Below are 23,281 nucleotides of genomic sequence, written 5' to 3' on the forward strand. Positions count from 1 at the left end.
TGCCGCCGTGCCCGAGAACACCGCCCGCGTACGCCGCGATGTCGGCCGCTACGTCAACGACACCCTGCGCGACCGCTACTTCGCCGCCGAAGAGGTCCTCTACGCGATGGGGGCACCCGTCCGCTCCGAGACGGACGTCGAGACGAGCTTCGGCACCACCCACGTCTACCGGTACGGGCCCGCGGACCCCGCGGCCGAGTCCCGGACCCCGATCGTCCTGATCCACGGCGCGGGCTACAGCTCGGCGATGTGGTACCCCAACACCCCCGGGCTCAGCCTCGACCGCCCCGTCTACGCCCTCGACACCCCGGGCGACGCCAACCGCAGCGTCCACCGGGAGCCCATGTGGCAGCCCGAGCGCGCCGCCCAGTGGATGGACGAGGCCCTCGAAGCACTCGGCCTCGACCGGGTACACCTCGTCGGCTCCTCCTACGGCGGCTGGCTCGTCCTCAACCAGGCCCACCGGCGGCCCGGACGGCTCGCCTCGGTCACCGCCCTCGACCCCGGCGGCCTGGAGAAGGTCGGCCTGCGCTTCTTCGCCTGGGTCTTCGTGAGCCTGTTCGCCACCTTCGCCCCGAAGGCGCTGCGCCCCCGGCTCGCCAGGTGGCTGGACCAGCCGGTGCTCGCCGTCCCCGAGATGCGCAAGTGGATCCAGCTGGGCGCCCGCGCGTACCGGATCCGCCGCCCCGCACCCCTGCCGCTGGCCGAGGACGCGCTGCGCTCCATCCGGACCCCGCTCTACGTGATCATGGGCAAGCACAGCCTGCTCGTACACCCCAAGCGGCAACTGGAACGCGTACCGCGCCTGGTCCCCGGGGCCCGCGCCGAGATCGTCACCGCCACCGGACACGGCCCGCAGATCGACCATCCCGATGTCGTCAACGCCCGGATGCTGTCCTTCATGGAGGACGTCGACTCCCTCGACCCCGCCGCGGCCGACGCATAGGGACACGGCAGGGAGAAACGCCGTCGCGCCGGCGGCGCCCGCTCCACGCCGCGCTCACCCTCGGTGCTTCGGCGCCCGCGCCAGGCGGGGGAACTCGTCGTGGAGGAGTCGGCCGGCCAGGGCGCCGCCGAACACGACGATGCCCACGCCCACCAGCCAGGACTGGATGACCAGGACCGTTCCGAACGGGCCGTAGGTGACGGCGCTGGATGCGATCAGCGGTGAGAACACGAGCCGGGAGAACAGCCTGAGGCCGAGGAGCCCCAGCATGGTGGCGAACGCCCCGGGCAGCAGGGCGGCCCAGGCGACCCGGCCACCGAGCAGCAGCCGCTGGGACCACCAGAAGAACAGGGTGCCGCTGACCACCGCCACCACCCCCCGTACCGAGGGATCCCGCCACGGGGGTGTGAGCGCGGACAGGAAGAGGACCCCATGAGGACGGCGAGCCACAGCACGTGCCGCCATCCGGCCCACCACCGGGCCGGGGGCAGGTCCCAGACCTTCTCGTAGCCGCTCTGCACCGCCGCCCCGAACGACAGACCGAACACGGCGAGGACGGCGAGGCCGAACGCGGTGGTGGTCCGCCACGCCTGACCCGGCAGGGCGAACAACCGCTCGATCTCCCCCCTGGCGGCCGCCGAGACGCCGAGCCCGTCTCCCAGCCACTGCGCGAACCCTCGTCCGCTCGCCGGATCGGCCGCGGACACGACGATCAGCAGTGGCACCAGTGTCAGGAAGCCGAGCGCCGCGAATCCCAGTGCACGCTGCCACAGATCGACATCGCTGCCCCACCCCCACCTGCGCCCTGCCCGCGAGCGGCGGATCCCGCTGCGCAAGCGCCCCAACGGAGACGAGCGGCCCACGGCATCGGAAGAGGCGCCCTCGCTAGGGTGCACCGGGGCGGTCCTCGGAGCCCGGGGCCTCGGTCGGCTGCTCCGCCGAGACGCCGTGCTCAGGGGCTTTGCGCCAGCGGGCTTCGCAGAAGGAGTAGAGGCCGAACAGCAGGAGGCCCACCGCCGCGGCGATCAGCAGCACGGGCCCGGCGGGTGTGGTGGCGAACGAACGCAGCGTCTCGTCCAGGCCCTTGGCCCGGGCGGCGTCGAACTGCACAGCGGCCAGCAGGACGAAAAGCCCGGCCGCCGCCGCGACCACGCCGCACGCCACGCCGCCGACGATGCCCAGCCCCGCGACGACCCGCCGCGTCGGCCCGCTCATCTCGCCCGTCCGGAGATTCTCCTCGAACTTCCGCATCACACTGCGCACCATGGTCACCAGACCGACGATGACCAGGCCGCCTCCGACCACGCCGACGAGCACCCGCCCGAGGGGCCAGTCCAGCACCCTTGCGGTGTACTCCTTCGACGTCTCATCGCCGGGACGGCCTCCGGCGGATCCGCCAACCAGCGCGGTCTGCACCACGCCGATACAGATCACGGTGTAGAAGACCGCCAACCCCAGAGAGCCCAGGCGCCGGGTCCACCTGTCACCGCCCGTCACCGCCTGTCCGAACGCGGCCTCGGACAGCCTCCACAGCGCCATGGCCGCCAGCCCCACCACCAGCGCCCACAGCAGCACGCGGCCGAACGGCTGCTCGCCGATGGTCCGCACCGCACCGGACCGGTCGGCCTCCTTGCCACTGCCACCGCCGAAACCCATCTGCACGGCCAGCAGCCCCACCAGCACGTAGATCACCCCCCGCGCGGTGAGTCCGACCCTGGACAGGACCTCCATGGCGCGGCTGTTGGACACACGCCGCCCTTGGGACCTGGCCTGGGCGGCACCATTCCTGATGGCCATAGTCGGCACCTCCAGGGCCCTGCCGCGAGGTCGACAGGGCGGGCGCAGTGGTCAGTGCTTGAAGGCGTCCTTGATCTTCGCCGCGGCCTGCTTGACATTGCCCTTGATCTGGTCACCACGGCCTTCGGCCCGCAGGTGCCGGCTACCGGTGACACGGCCGACGGTCTTCTTGGCGCCGCCCTTGACCGCCTCGGCCTTGTGCGCGATCTTCTTGCCCATACCCATCGCTGGCCACCCTTCATAGGTCGTGTGCCGGTATGCGGCGGGCTACCGGGGTTCCGGTCGATGCCTGAACGGGTTGAGCCGCCTGCGGCGCTCGCCCTCCGGGTGGGGCTCACGCCCACCCGTCGTCTCCGGGCCGCCGGTGTCACGCCGGTTCACGACGTCTGCGCGGTCGTCGTAGTCGGCGGCGGCTGTCCCCCGCCGCGCCGCGCGTCCGCGGCGTGCGTCATGGCCGCGGTGAGAGGTACGGCGGGCACCGGCCACGACAAGGCTCAACCCGAGCAGGCCCACTGCCCCCACGACGATGCCGTAGAGGAAGAGGGTGCCCGTGGAGCCGGTGACGTTGTAGTCGAGTACGGAGAATCCGCTGGTCAGCTGGTGGGCGGTGCCGTCGTTGGTGAGGACACCGGCCACGCCGACGACCAGCGCGGCGATCAGGAGGACGAGTCCGAACATGACGAGCATGGCGCGCTCCAGAGGTCTGGTGGCTGTTTCTCCACGGTAGGACCGTGCCGCCCTGGAAGCCACACACCCGCGTCGTCGCACGGCCCCCACGTCGAAGGCGCGTACGACCGACCCGGCACCGCTCCTCAGGGCGCCGCCGGGAATTTCGTGCCGAGGTATGTCTTCACCACATCGGCCAGGAACTCGCGGGTGCTGTCGGGGGGCAGCGCCTGGGCTTGCAAATGGGCACACATATCGCCGAAGAGACGCGCGTCGGATTGCTTCTCCAGGTAGAGGTCACTGGTGAACCTCTCCGGATACACCACGCTCGCATCGGTGGCGTCGGAGAATTCGAGCAGCGAAAACTGTCCGGCCACGCCCGGGTGCGTCCCCACCTCGTGACGGAGGACCTGCACGGTGATGTGCGGCCGGCCACCGAGGCCGTTCAGGTGCTCCAGCTGTTCGGCGCATGACCTCGCGGCTGCCCACGACGCGCCGCAGTGCCGCTTCACCAGTACGGCCCACACGCGCAGCGGGTCGCAGGCGCTCCGCCACCTGCTGCGTCGTCATGCCGCTGGTCTGCCGGAGCCGGCGTAGTTCCGACCCAGTCGGCGCCTGCCGACGGTGGGGGATCCTGCTCCGGCGAGCAGACCGCCATGGGGCGGGGGCAGTTGGAGCCGCCCCGGCACCGTGTCGCGCACGGGCTCCAGCCACTCTCACAGGCGTCGTCGCCTCACGGATCCTCACCGCCCGGGCCGTGGACACGCGGGATCACCATTTCCCCCACACGGCCCATTAAAGCCGTTCGGCTATTTGGATTATTCACCCGTAGAGGCGAATGCCGGAGGGCGAAGAAATCGCCGGACAAATCCCGGGCCTTTTGCAGGTTGCTGCGTAATATGCCAGCGACAGTGAGACGGCCCCATGCGGCCGAGACCATCAGATACGCCACCATCCACTCACAGGAGTTGGCCCCCTCGATGACGCTGAAAATCTCTGGCGCGGCGCTCAAGCGCACGACGCCCGTCTGGATCGCGACGGCACTGGCCACGGTGATCGCCTCTGCCGTGGTCGCCGTGACGCCGATCCGGGCGCATGCGATCGCAACACCCGTACCTCTGGGCACAGCCGCCAGCTTTGCCGTGCTGGCCGGCTCGGAGATCACCAACACCGGCCCCTCGGTGATCACCGGCGACCTCGGGGTGAGCCCGGGGACCGCCATCAGCGGATTTCCGCCCGGCACCGTGAACGGCACCGTGCACGCCGGCCCGATCGACGCCGTGGGCCTCGGGGCCAAGCGCGACCTGGTCGTGGCGTACAACAACGCCGCCGGGCAGGCCTCGGACGCGATCCTTCCCCCGGACGCCGGAGGCCTGACGCTGGTTCCGGGTGTGTACACCGCCCCGTCCACCCTGGGACTCACCGGCACGCTCACCCTGGACGCCCAGGGCGACCCCAGCGCCGTGTGGGTGTTCCAGGTCGGTTCGGCACTGACAACGGCGAGCTCCAGCAGCGTGTCCCTCATCAACGGGGCCTCGCCGTGCAACGTGTTCTGGCAGATCGGCAGTTCGGCCACGCTCGGCACCGAGACCGACTTCATCGGCACCATCATGGCCCTCACCTCCATCACTCTGACCACGGGCGCGGACATCGACGGACGGGCACTGGCCCGCAACGGTGCGGTGACCATGGACACCAACGAGATCAACCGCGGATCGTGTGCCGGCGGCACCACCGGCGGCACGACGACCGGTGGCGTCCTCGGGGGCGTTCTCGGGGGTACGACGACGGGCGGCACGACGACCGGTGGCCCCACGACCGGTGGAACCACGACCAGTGGCCCCACGACCGGTGGCACGACGACCGGTGGCCCCACGACGGGAGGCACCACGACTGGTGGCGTCCTCGGCGGTACGACGACGGGTGGATCCAACGGCGGTCTTCTCGGCGGCGTGCTCGGCGGCGTGACGACGAGCGGCGGCCTCATCGCGGGTACCACCACGAGTGGCGTCACGGGCGCGACGACGGGCGGGATCAACGGTGGCGTGACCGGCGGCATTCCCAAGCCGCCCCCGGGCAAGCCCGGCAAGCCCGGATGGCCCGGCTGGCCGGACAAGCCCGGCTGGCCCGGGCACGACGGTCCGGGCGGACCCGGTCACGACGGCCCCGGCCGGCCCGGTCACGACGGGCACGACGGGCACGACGGACCCGGCGGACCCGGTCACGACGGCCCCGGCCGGCCCGGTCACGACGGCCACGACGGGCACGACGGACCCGGCGGACCCGGCCACGACGGGCACGAAAAGCCGGGCCGGCCCGACCACGGGGATCAGCACGGTGAGCACGACGGCCCGGGCCACGACGGGTGACCACTCCCCACACAGGGTGGACCGAGGACGGTGAGTCGCGCGTGGCTCCCGCGGGGGCCTGCACGGCCAGGCGGTCACGCGTGACACACCAGTAGGACGGGGGCGCGCGGCGGACCGTCCTCGGTTCCGCCGCGCGCCGCTCGCGCAAGCCGGAAGGATCGGATGGATGAACAGTCGGGATGGGAAGGCCGGGTGGGGTCGTGCCGAGTGGCGTCACTTCAGCGGACGTGGAGGGAACGGAGCACTCAGGAGCCGAGCCGGCGGGGAAGCGCCGTGACGGTGGTCCGGAATCGGTCTCGGGTGACCGCGGGCCGCGACGCCCGCCGCCCGGGCCGGGAACAGCGGCCGTCGTCGTGCTGTGCCTGGCGGCCACGCTGATCCATGTGCTCGTGGTCTTCCTGCACGTGGCTCCGGCGAACGTCGTCTCACAGCTGTACAGCGGGCCGGTCAACGCATGGGTCTATCCGCTCTTCGAGCAGAACTGGCGCCTCTTCGCCCCGGACCCGGAGTCGGTCAACCGGCAGATCTCGGCGAGGACCAGGCACACCGCCCCTGACGGCAGCGTGCGGACGAGCGGCTGGTTCGACCTGAGCGCCGTGGACAAGTCCGCCGTCGAGCACAACGCCTTCCCGAGCCACACGGCGCAGAACATGCTCCGCCGCTCCTGGAGTTCCTACCTCGAAGCGTTCGGCGGTGACGACGAGCCGCATTCGGAGCGTGCCGTCATGATGCGGACGTACCTGCGCAACATCGCGGCCGCCCGCGTCGCCGCCCACCGGCGCGGCCCCTTCGACTCCATCCAGCTGCGGGTGATCACGCTCCCCGTCGCCGCTCCGACGGCCTCGGGCGCTGCCCGCCCGGCCGCCCCCATCGACACCCGTTACCTGCCCTGGTGGAAGGTGGCCCCCCATGGAACGGACTGACCCGGCACCGGCACCGGCAGGGCAGCGCGTACTCGACCGGATGAGCGTGCTCATCGCCCTGCTCGTCGACCGGCCGGTCTCCTTGTACGCCGCCGCGGTCCTGCGCATCGGGTACGGGCTGCTCTACCTCGTCTTCCTGTTGCGCGAGTTTCCGCACCGCGACGAGATCTGGGGCCCGGGATCGCCCTGGACGCCCGCGCTGGCGCGGCAGCTGTTCGACCAGACCGAGTGGTTCAGCATCCTCACGCTGTCCGACAGCCGGGCGTACTTCGAGACCTGCTACGCGGCTGCCGTCGTGACGTCCGCCCTGTTCATGCTGGGCTGGCGCACCAGAGCGGTGTCCGTGCTGTTCGCGGTCGTGGTGGCGTCGTTCCACGCCCGGGCGGTCTTCATGACGGACGGAGGCGACAACCTCTTCCTCCTCATGGCCGTGTACCTCGTCTTCACCGCGTGCGGCCGCCGCTGGTCGCTGGACTCACGCAGGAAGGCGGGTGCGGCGGTGGACGGCGGCCGGCACCGGCGCCGGTTCCGAGAGTTCCGCGACACCGCGAGCACCGTGCTGCACAACTGCGGCATGTTCGTCATCGCCGCCCAGGTCTGCTTCCTCTACGGATGCGCCGGCCTCTACAAGGTGCAGGGCGACTCCTGGGGCAACGGCACCGCCCTCCACTACGTGCTGAACCTCGACCTCTTCCGCCCGTGGCCCGCGCTGTCCCTCCTGTTGGACGAACACCCGGTCGCGGTGGCCATCGCCGGTTACCTGACGGTGCTGCTGCAGGTCGCGTTCCCGTTCGTCCTGTTCGGCAGGCTCAAGTACCCCGTCCTGATCATGCTGGTGAGCCTGCACCTCGGGATCGCGGTCCTCCTGGGGCTTCCGGTCTTCTCCGGAGTGATGATCGTCGCGGACGCCGTGTTCCTTCCGGACCGCTTCTACCGGTCCTTGGGGAGCCTGTGGCCGAAGGCCTTCCCGCCGGGAGGCTCCTGGACGGCGCGCCTCCGGTTCCGGAGGGAATCCGCCCTGGTGCCGAACCAGCCCGGTCCGGCCGGCTGGACCCCTGTGCCGTCACCCGGGTGCCCCGTATCGGAGTCGACGTGATGCGGTCCGCAACGGTGCGTGTGAGCGTGGTCCGGGAGGGATCCGATCCCCGCACGACGATCCCCGCACGACGGATCCCCGCACGACAGAAGGAGTCGCGGTCATGGGCGGTGCGCAGCACAAGCGTCAGGAGCCGGGCAAGGGGAGCGAGGCACAGGCGCACCAGCGTCCCGGCGATCCCGCGCACCCCCAGCCGGGCAAGCAGTCCCGTGAACGGGGGCGGGAGGAGGGGCGGAAGGAGACCCCTCGCCGCGGTGAGGACGACCTGTTGCGCGAAGAGGACCTCCACGACGAGTCGATGTGACCGGAAGACCGTCCCGGGGGGCGCCCACCACGTCCTGGGTGCGCCGCTCACGGACGTCCGCCCTCCGGATCATCCAGGTTCCCCATGCCCGGATTCGGGAGCGGGCCCGGACGCCACGAGGATCTCGGCGGCCGAGGTGACGTTGTCGGCGCGGACCGCGCGGGCCATGGCGGCGCGTGCGGCGTCCGGCGTGGTGCCGGGCGGTACCACCAGCAGGGCGAAGTGGTCCTTGTCGCCGCGGGTGATGAGGACGGTGTCGTCTCCGACGGGGTCGGTGTCGAGGTGGACGACGCGGTCGTCGACGACCAGACGGGCCGGCAGGCCGTTCCAGGCCGAGGCGTCCAGGGCCACGCGGGTGATGGGTCCGAGGTGCTCGGTCAGCGCGCCGATCAGCGCGGGGAGCTCGCTCTCGACGTCGCGCGAACGCGGCCACCAAGCGCCGTCCAGGACTCCTTCCCGGGTGTGCGTGGTCTCCAGCCGCAGCAGGGCCGTACCGGGCCGGACCGCGGAATGGATCGCGTCCGGCAACAGCATCGGGGACGTGCGCGGTGTGTCGGCGTCAGCCATCAGGGTCCGCCCGTCTGCGGAAGTCCGCGGAGTACGGCCGCGCCCGGCCCGGACCGGCGCCGAAACCCGTGGTGGCGCCCGTCGGCGGACGCGGCACTGCCGTCCTCTTCACGGTACCCCCGCCGCCGGATCGCCGCCCGGCCCGAACGCCCCGGCACCGCCCCCGGAAAATGCCTGGTCGCGGCGGGTGGGAGTGCGCCGGGCGGGCGTACAGTGGGAGCACCGGGAGCACTTCGCACACCGGCTCCCACGCGGGTGTCGTTTCCGGGGATCACGAAGAACCGGGCTGCCGACGGGCGGCCCGGGGGCAGGTCGCACCATGACCACCACCACCGACCCGACCGCACCCCGCGACCTCGCCACCGAGCTCCCGGCACGCGTGTCCCTCACTCCGAGGACCACCCTCGCCGGCCAGCTGGACGGGGCCTGGTGGCCCTACTCCCGCGACCTGTACGCCGAGCTCCCGCCGCTCGTGGCCGTGCTCGACGAGGCCTGGGGACGCATCACCCGTGTCACGGTGAACCCGACCCGCTGGCACGCCGTTCCGCACAAGGTGCCGGCCGCCGGGCACACCGTCCATGTCGGCTGGTTCACCGAGCAGCACCCCGACAAGCTGATCCTGCTCTCGCTCACCGTCGGCCGCTGGGACCTGCTCGTCGTCCCTCCCGAGACGGAGCCCGCCGCCGCGGCCCGCCTGATGACCGCCGCGGCGATCCCCGGCAGTGTCCTGACCGCCGGCACGCTGGTGGCCAACGAGGCCGCCATCGGCCGCGGCATACGCGATGCCGGGAACCAGGAGGACGTCTGGGAGGCCGAGGGCGGGGCCCGCACAGCGCGCTCCGGGCACCTCGCCGGACGGCGACGGCCCCTCCCGGGGCCCGGGAACACCCGGCGGTGAGCACCGCCCCTGACGGAAGGACGCCCCCCTTGGACCCCCACGAGACAGAAGCGCTCCCGGTGGCCGGAAACGCCGAGGTCCGGATCGTCGCCGCCAGCCCCGAGGCGGCCCGCGCGGTAGCGGAAGTACTGCGCCGCTGCTTCGACGCGACGGAACAGCGCAGCTACCCCGCCCCGGGCGGCGGCACCCGGCTCCACCTCACCGTCGACACCGAGGCCGTCGCCGGCCCCGCCCGCTCCTGGCTGGACACCAGCAGATCCTCCACCGATGTCGGCGCCCGGGCCGAGGAGAACTGACCGGCCACGGCAGGACCCTCGCCGCGGGGAATGAATACCTGTCTTCGCGGCCGGAGAATTTGCCGGTCCTCGCAGGGAGAGTTTTTACGGGCACCACGCCGGGGAAAATGTTCGACCCACGCGATCCGTCATGGCGTGCTACTGTCGAAGTCAGTTGCAGTTTTGGTACCCAAAAACTTCAAGCGCCTCCGCCCGGCTACGGCCGGACGGAAGCGCTTCGTATTTCCGGTCATTTTCCGGTCGGGGCATCATCGCGGCGACACGGCATCCGTAAAGCGCGGATTCCGAGGCAATGCCCAAAGGAGATATGACATGGCTACTGGCACCGTGAAGTGGTTCAACGCGGAAAAGGGTTTCGGCTTCATCGAGCAGGACGGTGGCGGCGCTGACGTGTTCGCCCACTTCTCGAACATCGCCGCCCAGGGCTTCCGTGAGCTCCAGGAGGGCCAGAAGGTGTCCTTCGACATCGCGCAGGGCCAGAAGGGCCCGACGGCCGAGAACATCGTTTCTGCCTGACGCTCACGCACATTTTGCAGCTGGGGCCCGCATCCCTCGGGGTGCGGGCCCCAGCTGCACGCTTTTCCGCAGTGGTTCCACCCGGGATCCGAGGGAACAGCCTCCCCGGAGCCTCACCCGCTCCGCCGGTGCGCCGGATCCATTTCCGTGCGCCATCCCCGTTCCCCCCGCGCCGACACGGATTTCCCCGTGATCCGCGTTCGCTTTCGCATTCCATTCGGTCCGTGCCTGCGATTCTCCGCACCGTTCTTCCACTGCGGGAATTCCTTGATGCGTACCGTATCCAGGAAGGTTCTGAATGAACCCCGCACGCACGAACAGCCGCTCCTCCCGCAGCCGCCGCCACACCGGCGGCCACTCGTACGACTCCGGCGCGGCACCCGTCCGGGGCGGCCGCTCCGGTTCGTCCGCCCCGAGCCGTTCCGGCGCTCCCGGCCGCTCCGCCGGCTACGGCCGGCGCGGCTCCTCGGCGTCGGGCGAGTTCGCCCTGCCGAAGACGATCACCCCGGCGCTGCCCTCCGTCGAGGCGTTCGCCGACCTCGACATGCCCAAGGAGCTCCTGGCCGCGCTCTCCGCGCAGGGCGTGACCGTCCCGTTCCCGATCCAGGGCGCGACGCTGCCGAACTCCCTGGCGGGCCGTGACGTCCTCGGCCGCGGCAGGACCGGCTCCGGCAAGACCCTGGCCTTCGGCCTGGCCCTGCTGGCCCGTACCGCCGGTCAGCGTGCCGAGCCGCATCAGCCGCTGGCCCTGGTCCTGGTCCCCACCCGGGAGCTCGCCCAGCAGGTCACCGACGCCCTGACCCCCTACGCCCGCGCCGTGAGGCTGCGCCTGGCCACCGTCGTCGGCGGGATGCCGATCGGCCGGCAGGCGGCCGCGCTGCGCGGTGGCGCCGAGGTCGTCGTGGCCACTCCCGGCCGCCTGAAGGACCTCATCGACCGCGGTGACTGCCGGCTGAACCAGGTCGCCATCACCGTCCTGGACGAGGCCGACCAGATGGCCGACATGGGCTTCATGCCGCAGGTCACCGCCCTCCTGGACCAGGTACGCCCGGAGGGCCAGCGGATGCTGTTCTCCGCGACCCTGGACCGCAACGTCGACCTCCTGGTCCGCCGCTACCTCGCCGACCCGGTCGTGCACTCCGTGGACCCCTCCCAGGGCGCGGTCACCACGATGGAGCACCACGTCCTGTACGTGCACGCCGCCGACAAGCACCGCATGACGACGGAGATCGCGGCGCGCGAAGGCCGGGTGATCATGTTCCTGGACACCAAGCACGCCGTGGACCGCCTCACCCAGGACCTCCTGGACTGCGGCGTCCGGGCCGCCTCCCTGCACGGCGGGAAGTCCCAGCCGCAGCGGACCCGGACCCTCACCCAGTTCAAGACCGGACACGTCACCGTCCTCGTCGCGACGAACGTGGCGGCCCGCGGCATCCACGTCGACAACCTCGACCTGGTCGTCAACGTGGACCCGCCCACCGACCACAAGGACTACCTCCACCGCGGCGGCCGTACCGCGCGGGCCGGCGAGTCCGGCAGCGTCGTCACGCTGGTCACCCCCAACCACCGCCGTGACATGACCCGCCTCATGGCTGCCGCCGGCATCACCCCCCTGACCACCCAGGTCCGCTCCGGTGAGGAAGCGCTCAGCCGGATCACCGGCGCCCGGACCCCCTCCGGCATCCCCGTGACGATCACCGCGCCGGCGCCCGCACGGCCGAAGCGCGGCACGTCGTCCGCCCGCGGCCGGCGCGGCCCCGGTTCGACGTCCCGGCGCCTGGGCGCGAGGCAGGCCGCGTTCGACGCGGCGGCCTGAACACCGCGTGATCCGAAGGTTCATCCATCTCTGCAGGAGGCACGTCGTGACGCTGGTCCAGACGCAACCCCGCCCGGCGAACGCCGCCCCGCTGCACCTGACGGTGGCCGAAGCCATGGACACGACCGGACCGCGGGTCCATGACGACATGACCGTCGAGGTGGCCCTGTCCGTCATGGCCAGTGCCCTCACCGGGCACCTGAGCGTCACCGACGACGACGGCGTGTGCACCGGGCTGGTCACGCGGGCGCAGCTCACCGCCGTCCGCGCGAGCTCCGCCTACTCGGACCGGCTCCGGCTGCGCGACCTCACCGGCGACGGCGGGCCCTCCGCCCCGCCGGCCACCCCGGCGGCCGGGCGCGCCCCGCGCCACCGCCCGCTCGTCGCCCGGTGCCCGGGGGACGGCCAGGACAGTGCCCGGGGGCTCCTCGCCCCCGTCCGCTGAGCCGCCTCACCGCGGCGGAACCATCTCCCCCTTCTCCCCTGTGAGGCATCGTGCGCTGTGTCATCGCCCGCTTCCCGTTCGAACTCACCAAGAGTGGTGTCCTGGCCTCCATGAAGGGCATCAAGCCCGAGGAGGTGACGGGTGAGTCGGTGATCGTCGGCCGCCGCACCTACCCGGTCAAACAGGTCGGCCAGGTCATCACCCGCCAGGACCGCCGCGACTTCAGCGCCGCCGAAGTCGTCCGGGCCCTGACCAAGCTCGGGTTCACCTGCCGGAGCCTGCCGCGCAGCCCCGCGCCCACGCGGGCCGCCGACGCGTTCGAGCACGCCTCCGCGATGCTCGGCGTCCCGGCGATCGCGTGACCGTCTGACAGTACGGCCACGAGCCGGGGAGAGCGCGAGCCGACCCCGGACAGCCAGGAGGGCCCCACCGGCACACGCCGGTGGGGCCCTCTCGCGTACGGGTGGGGTTGCGCGCGACGCGGGGTCAGTGATCGGAGTAGCTGAAGTCGCCCATGGTCCAGGCGCTGACGTTCTCGATCGAGACGCGGTACATGCCCCCCGTCTCCGGGATCCCCACCGTGCCCTGGAGGATCCGGGCCATGTGGAAGTGGAGGTGCGTGGGCGGTCCTTCGCTCCGCGTCCTGGCGGTGAAGACGCCGGAGAACTCGCCCAGGCTGGACGAGTCGGCCAGGACCTCCGACACCCGTTGCCGCCACACGGCCTCGGGAGCCAGCCGGCCGGTGATGACAGTTCCGCCGGTGACCACGGTCAGGGACATCTGATTGCTCTGCCCGGACTCCACCAGGGTGGCGACGTCAACGAGCAGCTCGTCAGGCTTCGACATGAAAGCCGATCCTATGCCCGTGCGCGGGGCCCGCGGAGTGCGGTCGCGCACTCCGGACACCACCGCGACCGGCGGCGACGGCGCCGCCCTCCCGCGCCCGTCTCCCGGCACTGCCGATTTCCTCACCGCCGGACGGGCAAAAATCTGCACTCGCCGGAGTAGACATTGGCCGGTGAGCTGGTTATGGTTTCTCTCGTAGCCCAGAGAGACAAAGAGGCCTGGCAGAGACGAACTGCCGGTCAGCAGTATGTGCGGAGCGGTACGGTGGTGGAGTTCCGAAGCCAGGTTTTCGCAGGACGGCGACGGGACTGACCGCCGGACCGGGTGGCCCGCAGTGATCAGGGGCCGCCACGGCGGGACCGCAGTCATGGCAGGAGCGGTCCCGCGAGCAGTTCGCGGTACGAGTTCGCAGTACGCAGTACCCCCGTGGTAGGTAGTGATCAAGAGGAAGAACGGAGGAACCCACGCCATCAGGATCGCCCGGGACGAAGTCGAGCCCGGGTACCGCAGGACATCGATAGTGAGGTGGTCTCCGGTCAGGCAACAGCGATCCCCGCGCCTCCGACAGCAGCCAGGTCGGATCCGCGGACACAGAACGCCGGCGCAGTATCAGGGCCGGCAGGTGGTGTAGTAGTTCCTTCGGGGCCCTGGTGCCGTACGGCACCAGGGCCCCTCGACGCGTTTCACAGAGAGGTGCAAATGACAGCAGACGACTCGTACGGACGTCTCGACGACGACGATTACCCCGCCTACACGATGGGCCGGGCCGCGGAAATGCTCGGCACCAGCCAGAGCTTCCTCCGCGCCATCGGAGAAGCCCGCCTGATCACCCCACTGCGCTCGGAGGGCGGTCACCGCCGCTACTCCCGCTACCAGCTGCGCATCGCCGCCCGCGCCCGTGAGCTCGTCGACCAGGGCACGCCCATCGAGGCCGCGTGCCGCATCATCATCCTTGAGGACCAGCTCGAAGAAGCCCAGCGCATCAACGCCGAATACCGTCGCGCCGCCGAATCGTCCGGACCGCCGGCCTCCGCCTGACGTGAGCCCGCCCGTCCCGGGCAGCGGCCCGGCCGCCGCCCCGCCGGAGGACGGCTCACCGGTGCTCGACTCCGCTGCCGCCGGGTGCCGGTGCGCCCCGGCGAGCGGGGGACGACAGCACCCGGCTCAGGTCCAGCGCGCTCAGGCCGAACATCAGCACCCCCAGGGGCACGTGCAGCGACGGCACGCGCGCGATGCCCAGCGCCACCTGCACCGAAGCCAGGACGAGGAAGCCGCAGGCGTACAGGACCGGCCGGGGCGAGCCGCCGCCCGGCCGCCACGCCAGGACCGCGGCCAGCACGTACAGCATCGAGGCCCCGTACATCACGCGCGCGCCGACGCCGTGCAGCGTCTCGCCGTACGACGAGGACAGCAGCAGTCCGGCGGTGAGCGCCTGGAAGAACAGCGCCAAGGTCTGCAGGGCGATCGCCGCCCCCTGGAACGTGAACCCGCCCGGTACTGCCGTCGTACGTGTGGCCATGACGCGGCCCCCCTCTTCTGCCTCGCGGCGGTGGATCGGTGATCTCTCGCCGGTCCGACGACGCAGCTCCGCGAAATGTGAGGCGCCCCGGACGACCCGGTTTCCGGGCCGCCCTCCCCGCCCGTCAGTCCGCGTACGCGCGCGCCGGGAGGCGGTGCCCGGCGCGGGGGGCGGGCACGAGGGCGAAGCCGTGGTTGGCGGCGATCGCCCGGGTGTGGTCGGCGGACAGCGAGCCGTGCCGTTCGAGGGTGAGCGCGGGCAGTCCCGAGCGGCCCCGCCCGGGCGCGTGGTGGAAGGAGAGCACCGTGGCCGGCGTCGGGGCGTGGTGGGGGTAGCGGCGGCGGGCCGCGGGCTCGTCGTCGTGGACGAGGATCCGGACGTCGGGCCGGTGGCCGAAGTCGGCGACCACGCCCTCGGCGCGCCAGTGGGCCGGTTCGTGCTCCGTGCCGGTCAGGTGCCGGGAGAGGTTCACCGAGGTGACGGACAGCAGGGCGCCGCCGGTGCGCTCCAGCGCCTCGGCGAGGAAGCCGTTGGAGGGGCAGCGGTAGCCCGGTCCGACGAGCCGTACGGTGGCCACCCCGTCCCGGACGTCCGTCAGGTGCCGCGGGACGTGTGCGGCGGCGGGGCCGCGGAAGCCGAACGGGCCGAGCAGGAAAAGCTCCTCGACGAGCTGGCCGAGCTGCCGGCGCGGCAGGGCCGCCGGGACCCGGCTCCAGTCGAAGAGCGACAGCACCCGCTCGCGGACCGTGGTGACACTGGCGACCTGCCCCTCGGGGCGGCCCTTCAGCCGGCTGACCCGCTCCACGGCCGCACGGTCGGCACCGGCGGTCACGGCGTAGAGGTTGCCGAAACCGTGCGCCACCGCGCACCCCTCCGCCAGCGCGCCCGCCGCGGCCCGTACGTCCTCGGCGTCGTCCAGGACCAGTCGCCGCGCGCTCGTCCTCGTCCGCTGTCCGTTCACTGCCGGCCCTCCGCAACGTGATCCTTTACGAGCGGCAACGAGAAGGCCCCGGATACGTCACCGGCCATCCGGGTGGGACGCGGCGCCGGGGCGGCCCGCTCGGCCGGCCGGACGGACGGCGCGCAGGGGTGTAGGCGGCGGCCCGGCGGGTAGGCGAAGTGGGCGTCGCGCCGCGGGAGGCGCGGGTACGGAACACCCCGGGAGGTCTGCCATGGACGGCCCCGAGCTCTCGGAACACGAGCGGATGATCCTCGACGGCATCGAGGGCGACCTGCGGTCCGACGCGCGCCTCGACCGCAGGCTCCGTACCCTGCGCCGCGGACTCGGACCGTGGAGCGGCACGTGGAGCCGGCAGGGCCTGTGGACGTCCCTGCTGGTCCTCCTCTGCGCGTCCCTCTTCGTACGGGCCGTGGCGACGGGTTCGCCGGGCCTGCTGTGGCTCTTCGCCGGCGTGTGGGTGCTCACCGCGGTCCGGCTGCTGCGGCTGGCCTGCTCGTGGGGGCGCCGCCGGATGTACGCCAGGGCCGCGGCCAGGAGGAACTGAACCGGACCGGACCGGACCGGGCAGGACCGGTCAGGATTCGAGAAGCGCGGCCCCGGACCCCGCGCCTACCGTTGCGGGCATGGACATCACCATTCACACCACCGCCCTCCCGCACACCGACCCGGACGCCTCCGTGGCCTTCTACCGGGACGTCCTCGGTTTCGAGGTCCGCAGCGACGTCGGCCAGGGCACGATGCGCTGGATCACCGTCGGCCCCGTCGGCCAGCCCGGTACGTCGATCCTGCTGGCGCCGCCCGCCGTCGACCCGGGGATCACCGAGGACGAGCGGCGCACCATCCTGGAGATGATGGCCAAGGGCACCTACGGCTGGATCCTGCTGGCCACCCGCGACCTGGACGCCACCGTCGAGAAGGCGCGGGCCGCCGACGCCGAAGTGGTCCAGGAGCCCACCGACCAGCCGTACGGGGTGCGCGACTGCGCCTTCCGCGACCCCGCGGGCAACCTGGTCCGGATCCAGGAACTGCGCTGATGTGCCGCCCCGGATGGGCGCGCGCGCTCACCGAGGCACAGCACCTGAGGGAACTCGCGCGGCTGCGCCGGGTCCGTGACCGGATCGACCGGGAGCACGCGCGGCCGCTGGACGTCCTGGCCCTCGCGCGGGCCGCGGACATGCCGGCCGGGCAGCTCGGCCGCGAGTTCCGGCTCGCCTACGGCCGCTCGCCGTACGCGTACGTGACCGCGCGGCGCGCCGCCGCCCGCGCGGAGACGGCCGGCTGATCCGGCGGGCACCTCTACAGCGGTGCGCTGTCGTCCGCCGGGAAGGCGGGGCCGTGGCCGGGGACGATCACGTCCGCGGCCGCGAGCACCCGCTCCCGGGAGGCCCGCAGGACGTCGTGGTCCGGGGCGACCGGGTCGTCGACCGGGCCGTTGGGACGCCACCACAGGTCGCCCACGAAGGCCACGACGCCCTCGTCGGTGCCCGCGAGCAGCGTGATGTCCTCACGACTGTGGCCCGGGGTGCGGATGAGGCGGAGCGCGGGGGTCAGTTCGTAGCCCTCGGCGTCACGGTCGGTCCACTGGTCGTTCTCGTAGATCGCCTTGTGGTCGTGCACGCGGGCGTGGCCGAACAGGCCGACGTTCATCGTGTTGTCGGGATGGTGGTGGCTCAGCACCACGTCGGTGATGTCGTCGGGGCCGAGCCCCATCTCCGCGAGCGGGCCGAGGATCCGGTCGCGGCCGGCCACCATGCCGGGGTCGACGATCACGTGGCGGTCCCCGTCGCGGGCGTAGGAGACCGTGGCGGCCACGCCGGGGCCGGTGGAGAGGGTGTAGCCGGTGGTCAGGATGCGGAAGCGGGCGCTGCGGCCGAGCGGTGCGTTCGTCATGCCCCCAAGTCTTCGCGGAGACGCGGCACTTCACGAGTGGCCGTACTGCCACTGATCGCGGGAATCGTGCCACGCGGGCGGGGGGGTGCGCCCCGGGCGCGCTGGGGGCCGTGCGCGGGGCGCGTGCCAGACTGCCCGCATGCCGCCCTTCGTGTCCGTCGCCGCGTACGCCCCGCCCGGGGTCGGGATGCTCGGGGCCGGGATCGTCTCCGAGGTGTTCGACGAGCGCGGCCAGGGCCTGCCCCGGTTCGACTTCGCCCTCTGCACGGACCGGCCCGGCGCGGTGCGCAGCGACGTCGGGCTGCCGCTGATGGTCGAACACGGCCTGGACCGGCTGGCCTCGGCCGACCTGGTGATCGCCCTGCCCTGGGCCGGCTTCCGCACGCCGCCGCCGTCCGCGGTGCTGGACGCGCTGGCCGCCGCGTACGCGCGGGGCGCGCTGGTGGCCGCGCACTGCGTCGGGGCCTTCGCGCTCGCCGCGGCCGGGCTGCTCGACGGGCGCCGGGCCACCACCCATTGGCGGTTCGCCGGCCTGCTGGCCGAGCGGCATCCGGCGGTCGGCGTCGAGCCCGACTCCCTGTACGTGGACGAGGGCCGGATCGTCACGGGCGCGGGCGCCGCCGCCGGCTTCGACCTGTGCCTGCACCTGCTGCGGCGGGAGTACGGCGCCACCACGGCCAACGCCATCGCCCGGGACCTGGTGCTGCCGTCCCACCGCGACGGCGGACAGGCCCAGTACCTGGCGACGCCGGTCCCGGAGGACTGCCGGGACGAGAAGCTCGCCGAGGTGCTGGCGTGGGCCCGTGCGCACCTCCACGAGCCGCTGCCGGTGGCCGAGCTGGCCCGCCGGGCCCTGATGAGCAGGCGTTCCTTCGCCCGCCGCTTCGCGGCCTCGACCGGCACCACCCCGCACGCCTGGCTGCTCGGGCTGCGGCTCAGCCGTGCCGAGGAGCTGCTGGAGACCACGGACCTGCCGGTCGAGGAGATAGCCCGGCTGGTCGGCTTCGGCAGCGCGGCGGTCCTGCGCGAGCAGTTCGTGCGGCGCCGCGGGGTGCCGCCCCGCTCCTACCGCAGGGCCTTCAGCCGTACCCCGGCGAGGGGTTAACGTCCCCTGGAACAGGCGGAGATCACTACGGGGGGACCGGACAGGTGAACGCGAAGGACGATCTGGCACGGCGGTTCGACGAGCACCGGCCGCACCTGCGTGCGGTGGGCTACCGGATGCTGGGCTCGCTCAGCGATGCCGACGACGCCGTCCAGGAGGCCTGGTTCCGGCTGAACCGCTCCGACGCCGGCGAGGTCGCCAATCTGGGCGGCTGGCTGACCACGGTGGTCGGGCGGGTGTGCCTGGACATGCTGAGGTCGCGCACCACGCGGCGGGAGGAGCCGCTGGAGGCCGGGGACGGGCCGGTCCGGCTGCCCGATCCGGTCATCGGCCTGCCCGGCCGGGCCGACCCGGAGCAGCAGGTGCTGCTGGCCGACTCGGTCGGCATGGCCCTGATGGTCGTACTGGACACCCTGTCGCCGGCCGAGCGGCTCGCCTTCGTCCTGCACGACCTGTTCGCCGTGCCCTTCGAGGGGATCGCCCCGGTCCTCGGCCGGACGGCGGCCTCCACGCGCCAGCTCGCCAGCCGGGCGCGGCGCCGCGTCCAGGGGGCCGCTCCGGCCCCCGACTCGGACCCGGCCCGGCGCCAGGAGGTCGTCGACGCGTTCCTGGCGGCCGCCCGGGGCGGGGAGTTCGACGCCCTCGTCGCCGTCCTGGACCCCGATGTCGTGGCCCGCTCGGACGGCGGCGCGCTGCTGCCCGGTCTGCTGCGGCGCGGTGCGGCGGAGGTGGCCTCGCAGGCGATCACGTTCGCCCGGTTCGCCCGCGCCGGGCGCCCGGTGCTGGTCAACGGCACCCCCGGCGTGCTCTCCCTGGCGGAGGACGGCCGCCCGGTGTCGGTGATGGCCTTCACGATCCGGGGCGGACTGATCACCGCCCTGGACATCCTCACCGACCCCGAGCGCCTCGCCCGCCTGGAGTGGGGCGGCGCGCTGGAGGAGTGAGCGCCCCGGCCGCCGGCCGGTACGGTCACCCGCGCGCCAGCAGCGAGGGGTTGAGGCGGGCGAAGCCCTCCTGGCGCTCGTACGGGAAGTACGGGTACGGCGCCGGCCGGTGGCTGGCGGCGTCGAGCCGGGCCACCTGCTCCGGGGTCAGCTCCCAGCCGACGGCACCGATGTTCTGCCGCAGCTGCTCCTCGTTGCGGGCGCCGACGAGCACGGTGGAGACGGTCGGGCGGCGCAGCAGCCAGTTGATGGCCACCTGCGGGACGGTCCGGCCGGTCTCCTCCGCGATCCCGTCGAGGGCGTCGACCACGTCGTAGAGGTGTGCGTCCTCCACCGGCGGGCCGTAGTCGGCCGTCTCGTGCAGCCGGCTGCCGGCCGGCAGCGGGCTGCCGCGGCGCAGCTTGCCGGTGAGGCGGCCCCAGCCGAGGGGGCTCCACACCATCGCGCCGACGCCCTGGTCGTGGGCGAGCGGCATCAGCTCCCACTCGTAGTCCCGGCCGATGAGGGAGTAGTACACCTGGTGGGCCGCGTAGCGGGGGAAGCCGTGCCTCTCGGCCGCGGACAGGGACTTCATCAGCTGCCAGCCCGCGAAGTTGGAGACGCCGACGTAGCGGACCTTGCCGGAGCGGACGAGCTGGTCAAGGGTGGCCAGCACCTCCTCGACGGGGGTGGCGGCGTCGAAGCCGTGCAGCTGGAAGAGGTCGATCCGGTCGGTGCCGAGCCGGCGCAGGGCGTCCTCGACCGCCCCGATGAGGCGAGAGCGGGAGGTTCCGTACTCGCCCGGGCCGTCACCGGTGGGCAGGCCCGCCTTGGTGGAGATCAGCACCTGGTCCCGGCGGCCCTTGACGGCCTGGCCGAGGACCTCCTCCGAGGCGCCCGCCGAGTAGACGTCGGCGGTGTCGAACAGGGTGATGCCCGCTTCCAGGCAGATGTCCACCAGCCGGCGCGCCTCCTGGGCGTCGGTGCTGCCCCAGGCGCCGAAGACGGGGCCCCGGCCGCCGAAGGTGCCGGCTCCGAAGCTGAGGGCGGGGACCTTGAGGCCGGACGCGCCGAGCTGCCTGTATTCCATGACGGAGTCCTCCCGAGAGCGGGCGCGAGCGGTAATGGCACCGCAGACCCTTTAAGGTGGTCTCAACGTAACAGCTGGACACCGCTAATGGAACCGAGGACCCGTTATGACATTGCCGAGTGCTGCCCGAGGGGACGCGGCGGACGCCGGGGACGCGGGGTTCGCCGGGGACACCGGGGACGCGTCCGCCGGGCCGGGGACCGTGCGCCCAGGGGGCCGGACCGCCCGGGTACGGGCCGCCGTGCTGGACGCGGCCGGGGACATGCTGGCCGAGCACGGCTTCCACGGACTGGACCTCGCCGAGGTCGCCCGGCGGGCCGAGGTCGGCAAGACCACCGTGTACCGGCGCTGGGGCACCGTGGCCGGGCTGGTCGCCGACCTGCTGACGGACATGGCCGAACAGTCGCTGCCGCGCACCGAGACCGGCTCGCTGGAGGAGGACCTGCTGGCCAACGCCGCACTCGTCCGGCGCACCCTGTCCGACCCGCGCCAGGGCCCCCTGTTCAAGGCCGTCATCGCCGCCGCCACGGGCGACGCCCGGACGGCCGAGGCCCTGCACCGCTTCTACGCGGTCCGGGTCGCGGAGTGGGCGCCCTGCGTCGAGGAGGCCGTCGCGCGGGGCGAACTGCCGCGGGGCACCGACGCCGCCGAGGTGGTCCGCGCCGTCTCCGCCCCGCTGTACTACCGGCTGCTGACCAGCGACGCCCCGCTGGACGAGGCCGCTGCCCGCCGGGCGGCCACGGCGGCGGTGGCGGCGGCCCGCGCGGGGGCCTTCGTACGGACCCCGTAGGCCGTCACGTCCGGATGTTCCGGGGCGGTCCGGCCGGGGCGGTCCGGCCCGCGGTCAGGCGCGGTCGACGAACACGCTGGTGGACTTCACCCGGGCCGTGGCGCGCATGCCGACCTCCAGGCCCAGCTCCTCCACCGCCTCCCGGGTCAGCAGCGACACCACCCGGTGCGGGCCCGCCTGGATCTCCACCTGCGCCGCGACCGAGCCCAGCCTGATGCCCGTCACGATGCCGGGGAAGGCGTTGCGGGCCGAGGTGTACGGGCCCTCCCCGTCCTCCCCGGTCTCCTGCGCCACCTCGACGCAGAACGCCGCGAGGTCCGGCCCGTCGACGATCCTGCGGTTCCCCTCGCGCCGGGTCGGGAAGCGCTCGGCGTCCGCCCAGCGGCGGGCGGTGTCACTGCTGACGCCGAGCAGCCGGGCCGCCTGGCCGATCGTGTACGACTCCATGCACCGCAGCGTAGGCGGTGCCCGGTCAGGCCGTGAGGAGGGCATCCGCGATCGCCGTGCGCGCGTACAGCACCGAACGGCCCGCCCGGTGGGCGGTGACCAGACCCGCGTTGCGCAGGGCCGTCAGGTGCTGCGACACCCCGGCCGCGGACAGTCCGCACTGCCGCGCGAGCTGCGTGGTCGACGCCGGGGTGTCCAGCTCCGCCAGCAGCAGCGCGCGGGAGCGCCCCAGCACCCCGGCCACCGCGTCGGCGGAGGAGCAGGTCCGCGGCTCCCACAGCGTGCCGACGCCGCGCGCCGGATAGGCCAGCTGGGGCGGGTCGGGGGCCACCGCCCGGGTCAGGACGCGCGGCCAGGCGAAGGCCGACGGCACCAGCAGCAGGCCGGCACCGGACTGGTCGCGGCTCAGCCCGCAGTGCGCCCGGACCAGGCGCAGGGTGTCCGCGTCCCACCACACGGACTCGTGCAGCTCGTTCAGTACGGACGCCGTCCCGTGCTCGGCGACCTGGCGGGCACGGTGGAACACGTCCGCCTCCAGCACCTGGCGGATCCGCGCCCAGTAGGGCGCCAGCGCCAGCTCCCAGTACACCTCGATCTCCGCCGCGACCTTCTCCAGCGCCGCCTCCGGCTCCTCCAGCAGCTGCCTCAGCCGGGGCGAGTAGTCCGCCCCCGCGCCCAGCCCGGCGAGGTCGGTGCGCACCTGCTCCGGCCGGGTCTCGCGGACGGCCCGCAGCTCCGCGGACAGTTCCGGGAAGGGCCCGGGCGGGGTCGGGTTCAGGAAGTCCGCCAGGTAGCCGCGCACCGGGACCAGCTCGGCCAGCCAGCCCCGCCCCAGGCCCGCCCGCGCGATCCGGGGCCGCACCTGCGCGGCCCAGCTCCGGTGCAGGTGCGGCGGGGCGGGGTCCAGCAGCCGCCGGAAGCTGGTGACGACCTCCCACATCGGGGAGACCGCGAACCGGGTCTGCGCCAGGTCTCCCGCCGAAAAACTCAAGCCCGTCCGCACGGCCGCGCCCCCTCGTCCCGCCCCTTGGATTCGGCCTGAGCTTAATCAGTTCGGGAGGGCGGGGGCGG

General features: G+C 72.9%; 30 protein-coding genes and 2 pseudogenes. 18 read left to right on the forward strand and 14 right to left on the reverse strand.

The window, feature by feature from the left end; all coding sequences use genetic code 11:
* Positions 1-7: 7 nt before the first annotated feature.
* The gene (locus ACZ51S_RS09425; RefSeq protein WP_468885603.1) at positions 8-946 is read left to right on the forward strand and encodes an alpha/beta fold hydrolase; all 939 of its coding nucleotides are present in this window, start codon (positions 8-10) and stop codon (positions 944-946) included.
* A 54-nt stretch (positions 947-1,000) separates the two neighbouring features.
* On the opposite strand, the pseudogene ACZ51S_RS09430 reads toward ACZ51S_RS09425, so the two are convergent.
* From ACZ51S_RS09430 to ACZ51S_RS09455, 6 genes and pseudogenes are all read right to left on the reverse strand, one after another.
* Positions 1,001-1,782 (reverse strand): annotated as a pseudogene (locus tag ACZ51S_RS09430) (ribonuclease BN).
* Between the two features lie 49 nt (positions 1,783-1,831).
* Positions 1,832-2,695 (reverse strand): DUF1206 domain-containing protein, encoded by an 864-nt coding sequence (locus ACZ51S_RS09435; RefSeq protein ID WP_468478058.1) that lies wholly within the window; start codon positions 2,693-2,695, stop codon positions 1,832-1,834.
* Between the two features lie 99 nt (positions 2,696-2,794).
* Positions 2,795-2,968, reverse strand: a complete 174-nt coding sequence (locus ACZ51S_RS09440; RefSeq protein ID WP_468478057.1) for a CsbD family protein — start codon at positions 2,966-2,968, stop codon at positions 2,795-2,797.
* A 42-nt stretch (positions 2,969-3,010) separates the two neighbouring features.
* Positions 3,011-3,430 (reverse strand): hypothetical protein, encoded by a 420-nt coding sequence (locus ACZ51S_RS09445; RefSeq protein ID WP_468960372.1) that lies wholly within the window; start codon positions 3,428-3,430, stop codon positions 3,011-3,013.
* A 125-nt stretch (positions 3,431-3,555) separates the two neighbouring features.
* Positions 3,556-3,942, reverse strand: coding sequence for a Scr1 family TA system antitoxin-like transcriptional regulator (locus ACZ51S_RS09450; protein ID WP_468960567.1), 387 nt, complete (start codon positions 3,940-3,942; stop codon positions 3,556-3,558).
* A 200-nt stretch (positions 3,943-4,142) separates the two neighbouring features.
* A complete protein-coding gene (locus ACZ51S_RS09455) occupies positions 4,143-4,577 on the reverse strand; it encodes a hypothetical protein (RefSeq protein WP_468801380.1) in 435 nt (144 codons plus the stop codon).
* Here ACZ51S_RS09455 and ACZ51S_RS09460 point away from each other — a divergent pair.
* From ACZ51S_RS09460 to ACZ51S_RS09475, 4 genes are all read left to right on the forward strand, one after another.
* Complete coding sequence (locus tag ACZ51S_RS09460; protein WP_468960374.1) at positions 4,552-5,778, forward strand: ice-binding family protein; 1,227 nt, start codon at positions 4,552-4,554, stop codon at positions 5,776-5,778. The two genes, ACZ51S_RS09455 and ACZ51S_RS09460, sit on opposite strands and share 26 nt — an antisense overlap.
* A gap of 383 nt (positions 5,779-6,161) precedes the next feature.
* Positions 6,162-6,701, forward strand: coding sequence for a DUF5819 family protein (locus tag ACZ51S_RS09465; protein ID WP_388933155.1), 540 nt, complete (start codon positions 6,162-6,164; stop codon positions 6,699-6,701).
* A complete protein-coding gene (locus ACZ51S_RS09470) occupies positions 6,688-7,797 on the forward strand; it encodes an HTTM domain-containing protein (RefSeq protein ID WP_468960377.1) in 1,110 nt (369 codons plus the stop codon). The genes ACZ51S_RS09465 and ACZ51S_RS09470 overlap by 14 nt, the downstream gene beginning before the upstream one ends.
* 103 nt (positions 7,798-7,900) lie before the next feature.
* On the forward strand, positions 7,901-8,101 hold the full coding sequence (locus ACZ51S_RS09475) for a hypothetical protein (protein WP_468478051.1): 201 nt from the start codon (positions 7,901-7,903) through the stop codon (positions 8,099-8,101).
* Between the two features lie 69 nt (positions 8,102-8,170).
* Here the strand turns inward: ACZ51S_RS09475 and ACZ51S_RS09480 are convergent, their stop codons facing one another.
* Positions 8,171-8,668 carry a DUF5994 family protein gene (locus tag ACZ51S_RS09480; protein WP_468478050.1) on the reverse strand — a complete coding sequence of 166 codons (498 nt, stop codon included), beginning with the start codon at positions 8,666-8,668 and terminating at the stop codon, positions 8,171-8,173.
* 319 nt (positions 8,669-8,987) lie between these two features.
* On the opposite strand from ACZ51S_RS09480, the gene ACZ51S_RS09485 reads away from it, so the two are divergent.
* The 6 genes from ACZ51S_RS09485 (at position 8,988) to ACZ51S_RS09510 (ending at position 13,001) form a co-directional block, all read left to right on the forward strand.
* Positions 8,988-9,566 (forward strand): DUF5994 family protein, encoded by a 579-nt coding sequence (locus ACZ51S_RS09485; RefSeq protein WP_468478049.1) that lies wholly within the window; start codon positions 8,988-8,990, stop codon positions 9,564-9,566.
* A gap of 29 nt (positions 9,567-9,595) precedes the next feature.
* On the forward strand, positions 9,596-9,862 hold the full coding sequence (locus ACZ51S_RS09490; protein WP_388933143.1) for a hypothetical protein: 267 nt from the start codon (positions 9,596-9,598) through the stop codon (positions 9,860-9,862).
* 312 nt (positions 9,863-10,174) lie between these two features.
* Positions 10,175-10,378 carry a cold-shock protein gene (locus ACZ51S_RS09495; RefSeq protein WP_072489439.1) on the forward strand — a complete coding sequence of 68 codons (204 nt, stop codon included), beginning with the start codon at positions 10,175-10,177 and terminating at the stop codon, positions 10,376-10,378.
* Positions 10,379-10,676: 298 nt separating this feature from the next.
* Complete coding sequence (locus tag ACZ51S_RS09500) at positions 10,677-12,194, forward strand: DEAD/DEAH box helicase (protein WP_468478048.1); 1,518 nt, start codon at positions 10,677-10,679, stop codon at positions 12,192-12,194.
* Positions 12,195-12,240: 46 nt separating this feature from the next.
* Positions 12,241-12,639 (forward strand): CBS domain-containing protein, encoded by a 399-nt coding sequence (locus tag ACZ51S_RS09505; RefSeq protein ID WP_468478047.1) that lies wholly within the window; start codon positions 12,241-12,243, stop codon positions 12,637-12,639.
* Between the two features lie 50 nt (positions 12,640-12,689).
* Positions 12,690-13,001: an SCO5918 family protein gene (locus ACZ51S_RS09510; RefSeq protein WP_388933136.1), complete on the forward strand. Its 312-nt coding sequence runs from the start codon at positions 12,690-12,692 to the stop codon at positions 12,999-13,001.
* 124 nt (positions 13,002-13,125) lie between these two features.
* Here ACZ51S_RS09510 and ACZ51S_RS09515 read toward each other — a convergent pair whose 3' ends face one another.
* The gene (locus tag ACZ51S_RS09515; protein WP_388933134.1) at positions 13,126-13,485 is read right to left on the reverse strand and encodes a hypothetical protein; all 360 of its coding nucleotides are present in this window, start codon (positions 13,483-13,485) and stop codon (positions 13,126-13,128) included.
* A 699-nt stretch (positions 13,486-14,184) separates the two neighbouring features.
* Here ACZ51S_RS09515 and ACZ51S_RS09520 point away from each other — a divergent pair.
* Positions 14,185-14,523: a MerR family transcriptional regulator gene (locus tag ACZ51S_RS09520; protein ID WP_388933132.1), complete on the forward strand. Its 339-nt coding sequence runs from the start codon at positions 14,185-14,187 to the stop codon at positions 14,521-14,523.
* Positions 14,524-14,578: 55 nt separating this feature from the next.
* Here the strand turns inward: ACZ51S_RS09520 and ACZ51S_RS09525 are convergent, their stop codons facing one another.
* Both ACZ51S_RS09525 and ACZ51S_RS09530 read right to left on the reverse strand, forming a co-directional pair.
* Entirely contained in the window at positions 14,579-15,004 is a 426-nt protein-coding gene (locus ACZ51S_RS09525; RefSeq protein ID WP_468960379.1) for a hypothetical protein, read from the reverse strand.
* A 124-nt stretch (positions 15,005-15,128) separates the two neighbouring features.
* Entirely contained in the window at positions 15,129-15,965 is an 837-nt protein-coding gene (locus ACZ51S_RS09530) for an L-threonylcarbamoyladenylate synthase (protein ID WP_468478045.1), read from the reverse strand.
* A 211-nt stretch (positions 15,966-16,176) separates the two neighbouring features.
* On the opposite strand from ACZ51S_RS09530, the gene ACZ51S_RS09535 reads away from it, so the two are divergent.
* The 3 genes and pseudogenes from ACZ51S_RS09535 to ACZ51S_RS09545 form a co-directional block, all read left to right on the forward strand.
* A complete protein-coding gene (locus tag ACZ51S_RS09535) occupies positions 16,177-16,509 on the forward strand; it encodes a DUF3040 domain-containing protein (RefSeq protein ID WP_468478044.1) in 333 nt (110 codons plus the stop codon).
* 79 nt (positions 16,510-16,588) lie between these two features.
* Positions 16,589-16,999, forward strand: a complete 411-nt coding sequence (locus ACZ51S_RS09540) for a VOC family protein (protein ID WP_468960384.1) — start codon at positions 16,589-16,591, stop codon at positions 16,997-16,999.
* Positions 16,999-17,217: pseudogene (locus ACZ51S_RS09545) on the forward strand (AraC family transcriptional regulator); the annotation flags it as partial. The gene ACZ51S_RS09540 and the pseudogene ACZ51S_RS09545, both read left to right, overlap by 1 nt.
* Before the next feature lie 44 nt (positions 17,218-17,261).
* Here ACZ51S_RS09545 and ACZ51S_RS09550 read toward each other — a convergent pair.
* On the reverse strand, positions 17,262-17,855 hold the full coding sequence (locus ACZ51S_RS09550) for an MBL fold metallo-hydrolase (protein WP_388933119.1): 594 nt from the start codon (positions 17,853-17,855) through the stop codon (positions 17,262-17,264).
* Positions 17,856-17,994: 139 nt separating this feature from the next.
* Here ACZ51S_RS09550 and ACZ51S_RS09555 point away from each other — a divergent pair, with 139 nt between their 5' ends.
* Both ACZ51S_RS09555 and ACZ51S_RS09560 read left to right on the forward strand, forming a co-directional pair.
* The gene (locus ACZ51S_RS09555) at positions 17,995-18,960 is read left to right on the forward strand and encodes a GlxA family transcriptional regulator (RefSeq protein WP_468960386.1); all 966 of its coding nucleotides are present in this window, start codon (positions 17,995-17,997) and stop codon (positions 18,958-18,960) included.
* 44 nt (positions 18,961-19,004) lie between these two features.
* Entirely contained in the window at positions 19,005-19,904 is a 900-nt protein-coding gene (locus tag ACZ51S_RS09560) for a sigma-70 family RNA polymerase sigma factor (protein WP_388933115.1), read from the forward strand.
* A gap of 25 nt (positions 19,905-19,929) precedes the next feature.
* On the opposite strand, the gene ACZ51S_RS09565 is transcribed toward ACZ51S_RS09560, so the two are convergent.
* Entirely contained in the window at positions 19,930-20,973 is a 1,044-nt protein-coding gene (locus ACZ51S_RS09565) for an aldo/keto reductase (protein ID WP_468478041.1), read from the reverse strand.
* A gap of 106 nt (positions 20,974-21,079) precedes the next feature.
* Between ACZ51S_RS09565 and ACZ51S_RS09570 the strand changes: the two genes are divergently transcribed.
* Positions 21,080-21,763 carry a TetR/AcrR family transcriptional regulator gene (locus ACZ51S_RS09570; RefSeq protein WP_468801397.1) on the forward strand — a complete coding sequence of 228 codons (684 nt, stop codon included), beginning with the start codon at positions 21,080-21,082 and terminating at the stop codon, positions 21,761-21,763.
* Between the two features lie 54 nt (positions 21,764-21,817).
* On the opposite strand, the gene ACZ51S_RS09575 is transcribed toward ACZ51S_RS09570, so the two are convergent.
* Together ACZ51S_RS09575 and ACZ51S_RS09580 are read right to left on the reverse strand one after the other, a co-directional pair.
* Positions 21,818-22,210 carry a TOBE domain-containing protein gene (locus ACZ51S_RS09575; protein ID WP_388933105.1) on the reverse strand — a complete coding sequence of 131 codons (393 nt, stop codon included), beginning with the start codon at positions 22,208-22,210 and terminating at the stop codon, positions 21,818-21,820.
* Positions 22,211-22,235: 25 nt separating this feature from the next.
* On the reverse strand, positions 22,236-23,213 hold the full coding sequence (locus tag ACZ51S_RS09580; protein ID WP_468960389.1) for an ArsR/SmtB family transcription factor: 978 nt from the start codon (positions 23,211-23,213) through the stop codon (positions 22,236-22,238).
* Positions 23,214-23,281: the final 68 nt, after the last annotated feature.

The organism is Streptomyces sp. NPDC034043 (genome assembly GCF_055575675.1).

Coding starts and splice junctions, on each gene's coding strand:
- ACZ51S_RS09485 (WP_468478049.1), top strand. CDS start 8,988: ATGACCACCACCACCGACCCGACCGCACCCCGCGACCTCGCCACCGAG.
- ACZ51S_RS09470 (WP_468960377.1), top strand. CDS start 6,688: ATGGAACGGACTGACCCGGCACCGGCACCGGCAGGGCAGCGCGTACTC.
- ACZ51S_RS09540 (WP_468960384.1), top strand. CDS start 16,589: ATGGACATCACCATTCACACCACCGCCCTCCCGCACACCGACCCGGAC.
- ACZ51S_RS09480 (WP_468478050.1), bottom strand. CDS start 8,668: ATGGCTGACGCCGACACACCGCGCACGTCCCCGATGCTGTTGCCGGAC.
- ACZ51S_RS09525 (WP_468960379.1), bottom strand. CDS start 15,004: ATGGCCACACGTACGACGGCAGTACCGGGCGGGTTCACGTTCCAGGGG.
- ACZ51S_RS09500 (WP_468478048.1), top strand. CDS start 10,677: ATGAACCCCGCACGCACGAACAGCCGCTCCTCCCGCAGCCGCCGCCAC.
- ACZ51S_RS09515 (WP_388933134.1), bottom strand. CDS start 13,485: ATGTCGAAGCCTGACGAGCTGCTCGTTGACGTCGCCACCCTGGTGGAG.
- ACZ51S_RS09575 (WP_388933105.1), bottom strand. CDS start 22,210: ATGGAGTCGTACACGATCGGCCAGGCGGCCCGGCTGCTCGGCGTCAGC.
- ACZ51S_RS09550 (WP_388933119.1), bottom strand. CDS start 17,855: ATGACGAACGCACCGCTCGGCCGCAGCGCCCGCTTCCGCATCCTGACC.
- ACZ51S_RS09440 (WP_468478057.1), bottom strand. CDS start 2,968: ATGGGTATGGGCAAGAAGATCGCGCACAAGGCCGAGGCGGTCAAGGGC.
- ACZ51S_RS09445 (WP_468960372.1), bottom strand. CDS start 3,430: ATGCTCGTCATGTTCGGACTCGTCCTCCTGATCGCCGCGCTGGTCGTC.
- ACZ51S_RS09565 (WP_468478041.1), bottom strand. CDS start 20,973: ATGGAATACAGGCAGCTCGGCGCGTCCGGCCTCAAGGTCCCCGCCCTC.
- ACZ51S_RS09555 (WP_468960386.1), top strand. CDS start 17,995: ATGCCGCCCTTCGTGTCCGTCGCCGCGTACGCCCCGCCCGGGGTCGGG.
- ACZ51S_RS09535 (WP_468478044.1), top strand. CDS start 16,177: ATGGACGGCCCCGAGCTCTCGGAACACGAGCGGATGATCCTCGACGGC.
- ACZ51S_RS09570 (WP_468801397.1), top strand. CDS start 21,080: ATGACATTGCCGAGTGCTGCCCGAGGGGACGCGGCGGACGCCGGGGAC.
- ACZ51S_RS09495 (WP_072489439.1), top strand. CDS start 10,175: ATGGCTACTGGCACCGTGAAGTGGTTCAACGCGGAAAAGGGTTTCGGC.
- ACZ51S_RS09475 (WP_468478051.1), top strand. CDS start 7,901: ATGGGCGGTGCGCAGCACAAGCGTCAGGAGCCGGGCAAGGGGAGCGAG.
- ACZ51S_RS09520 (WP_388933132.1), top strand. CDS start 14,185: ATGACAGCAGACGACTCGTACGGACGTCTCGACGACGACGATTACCCC.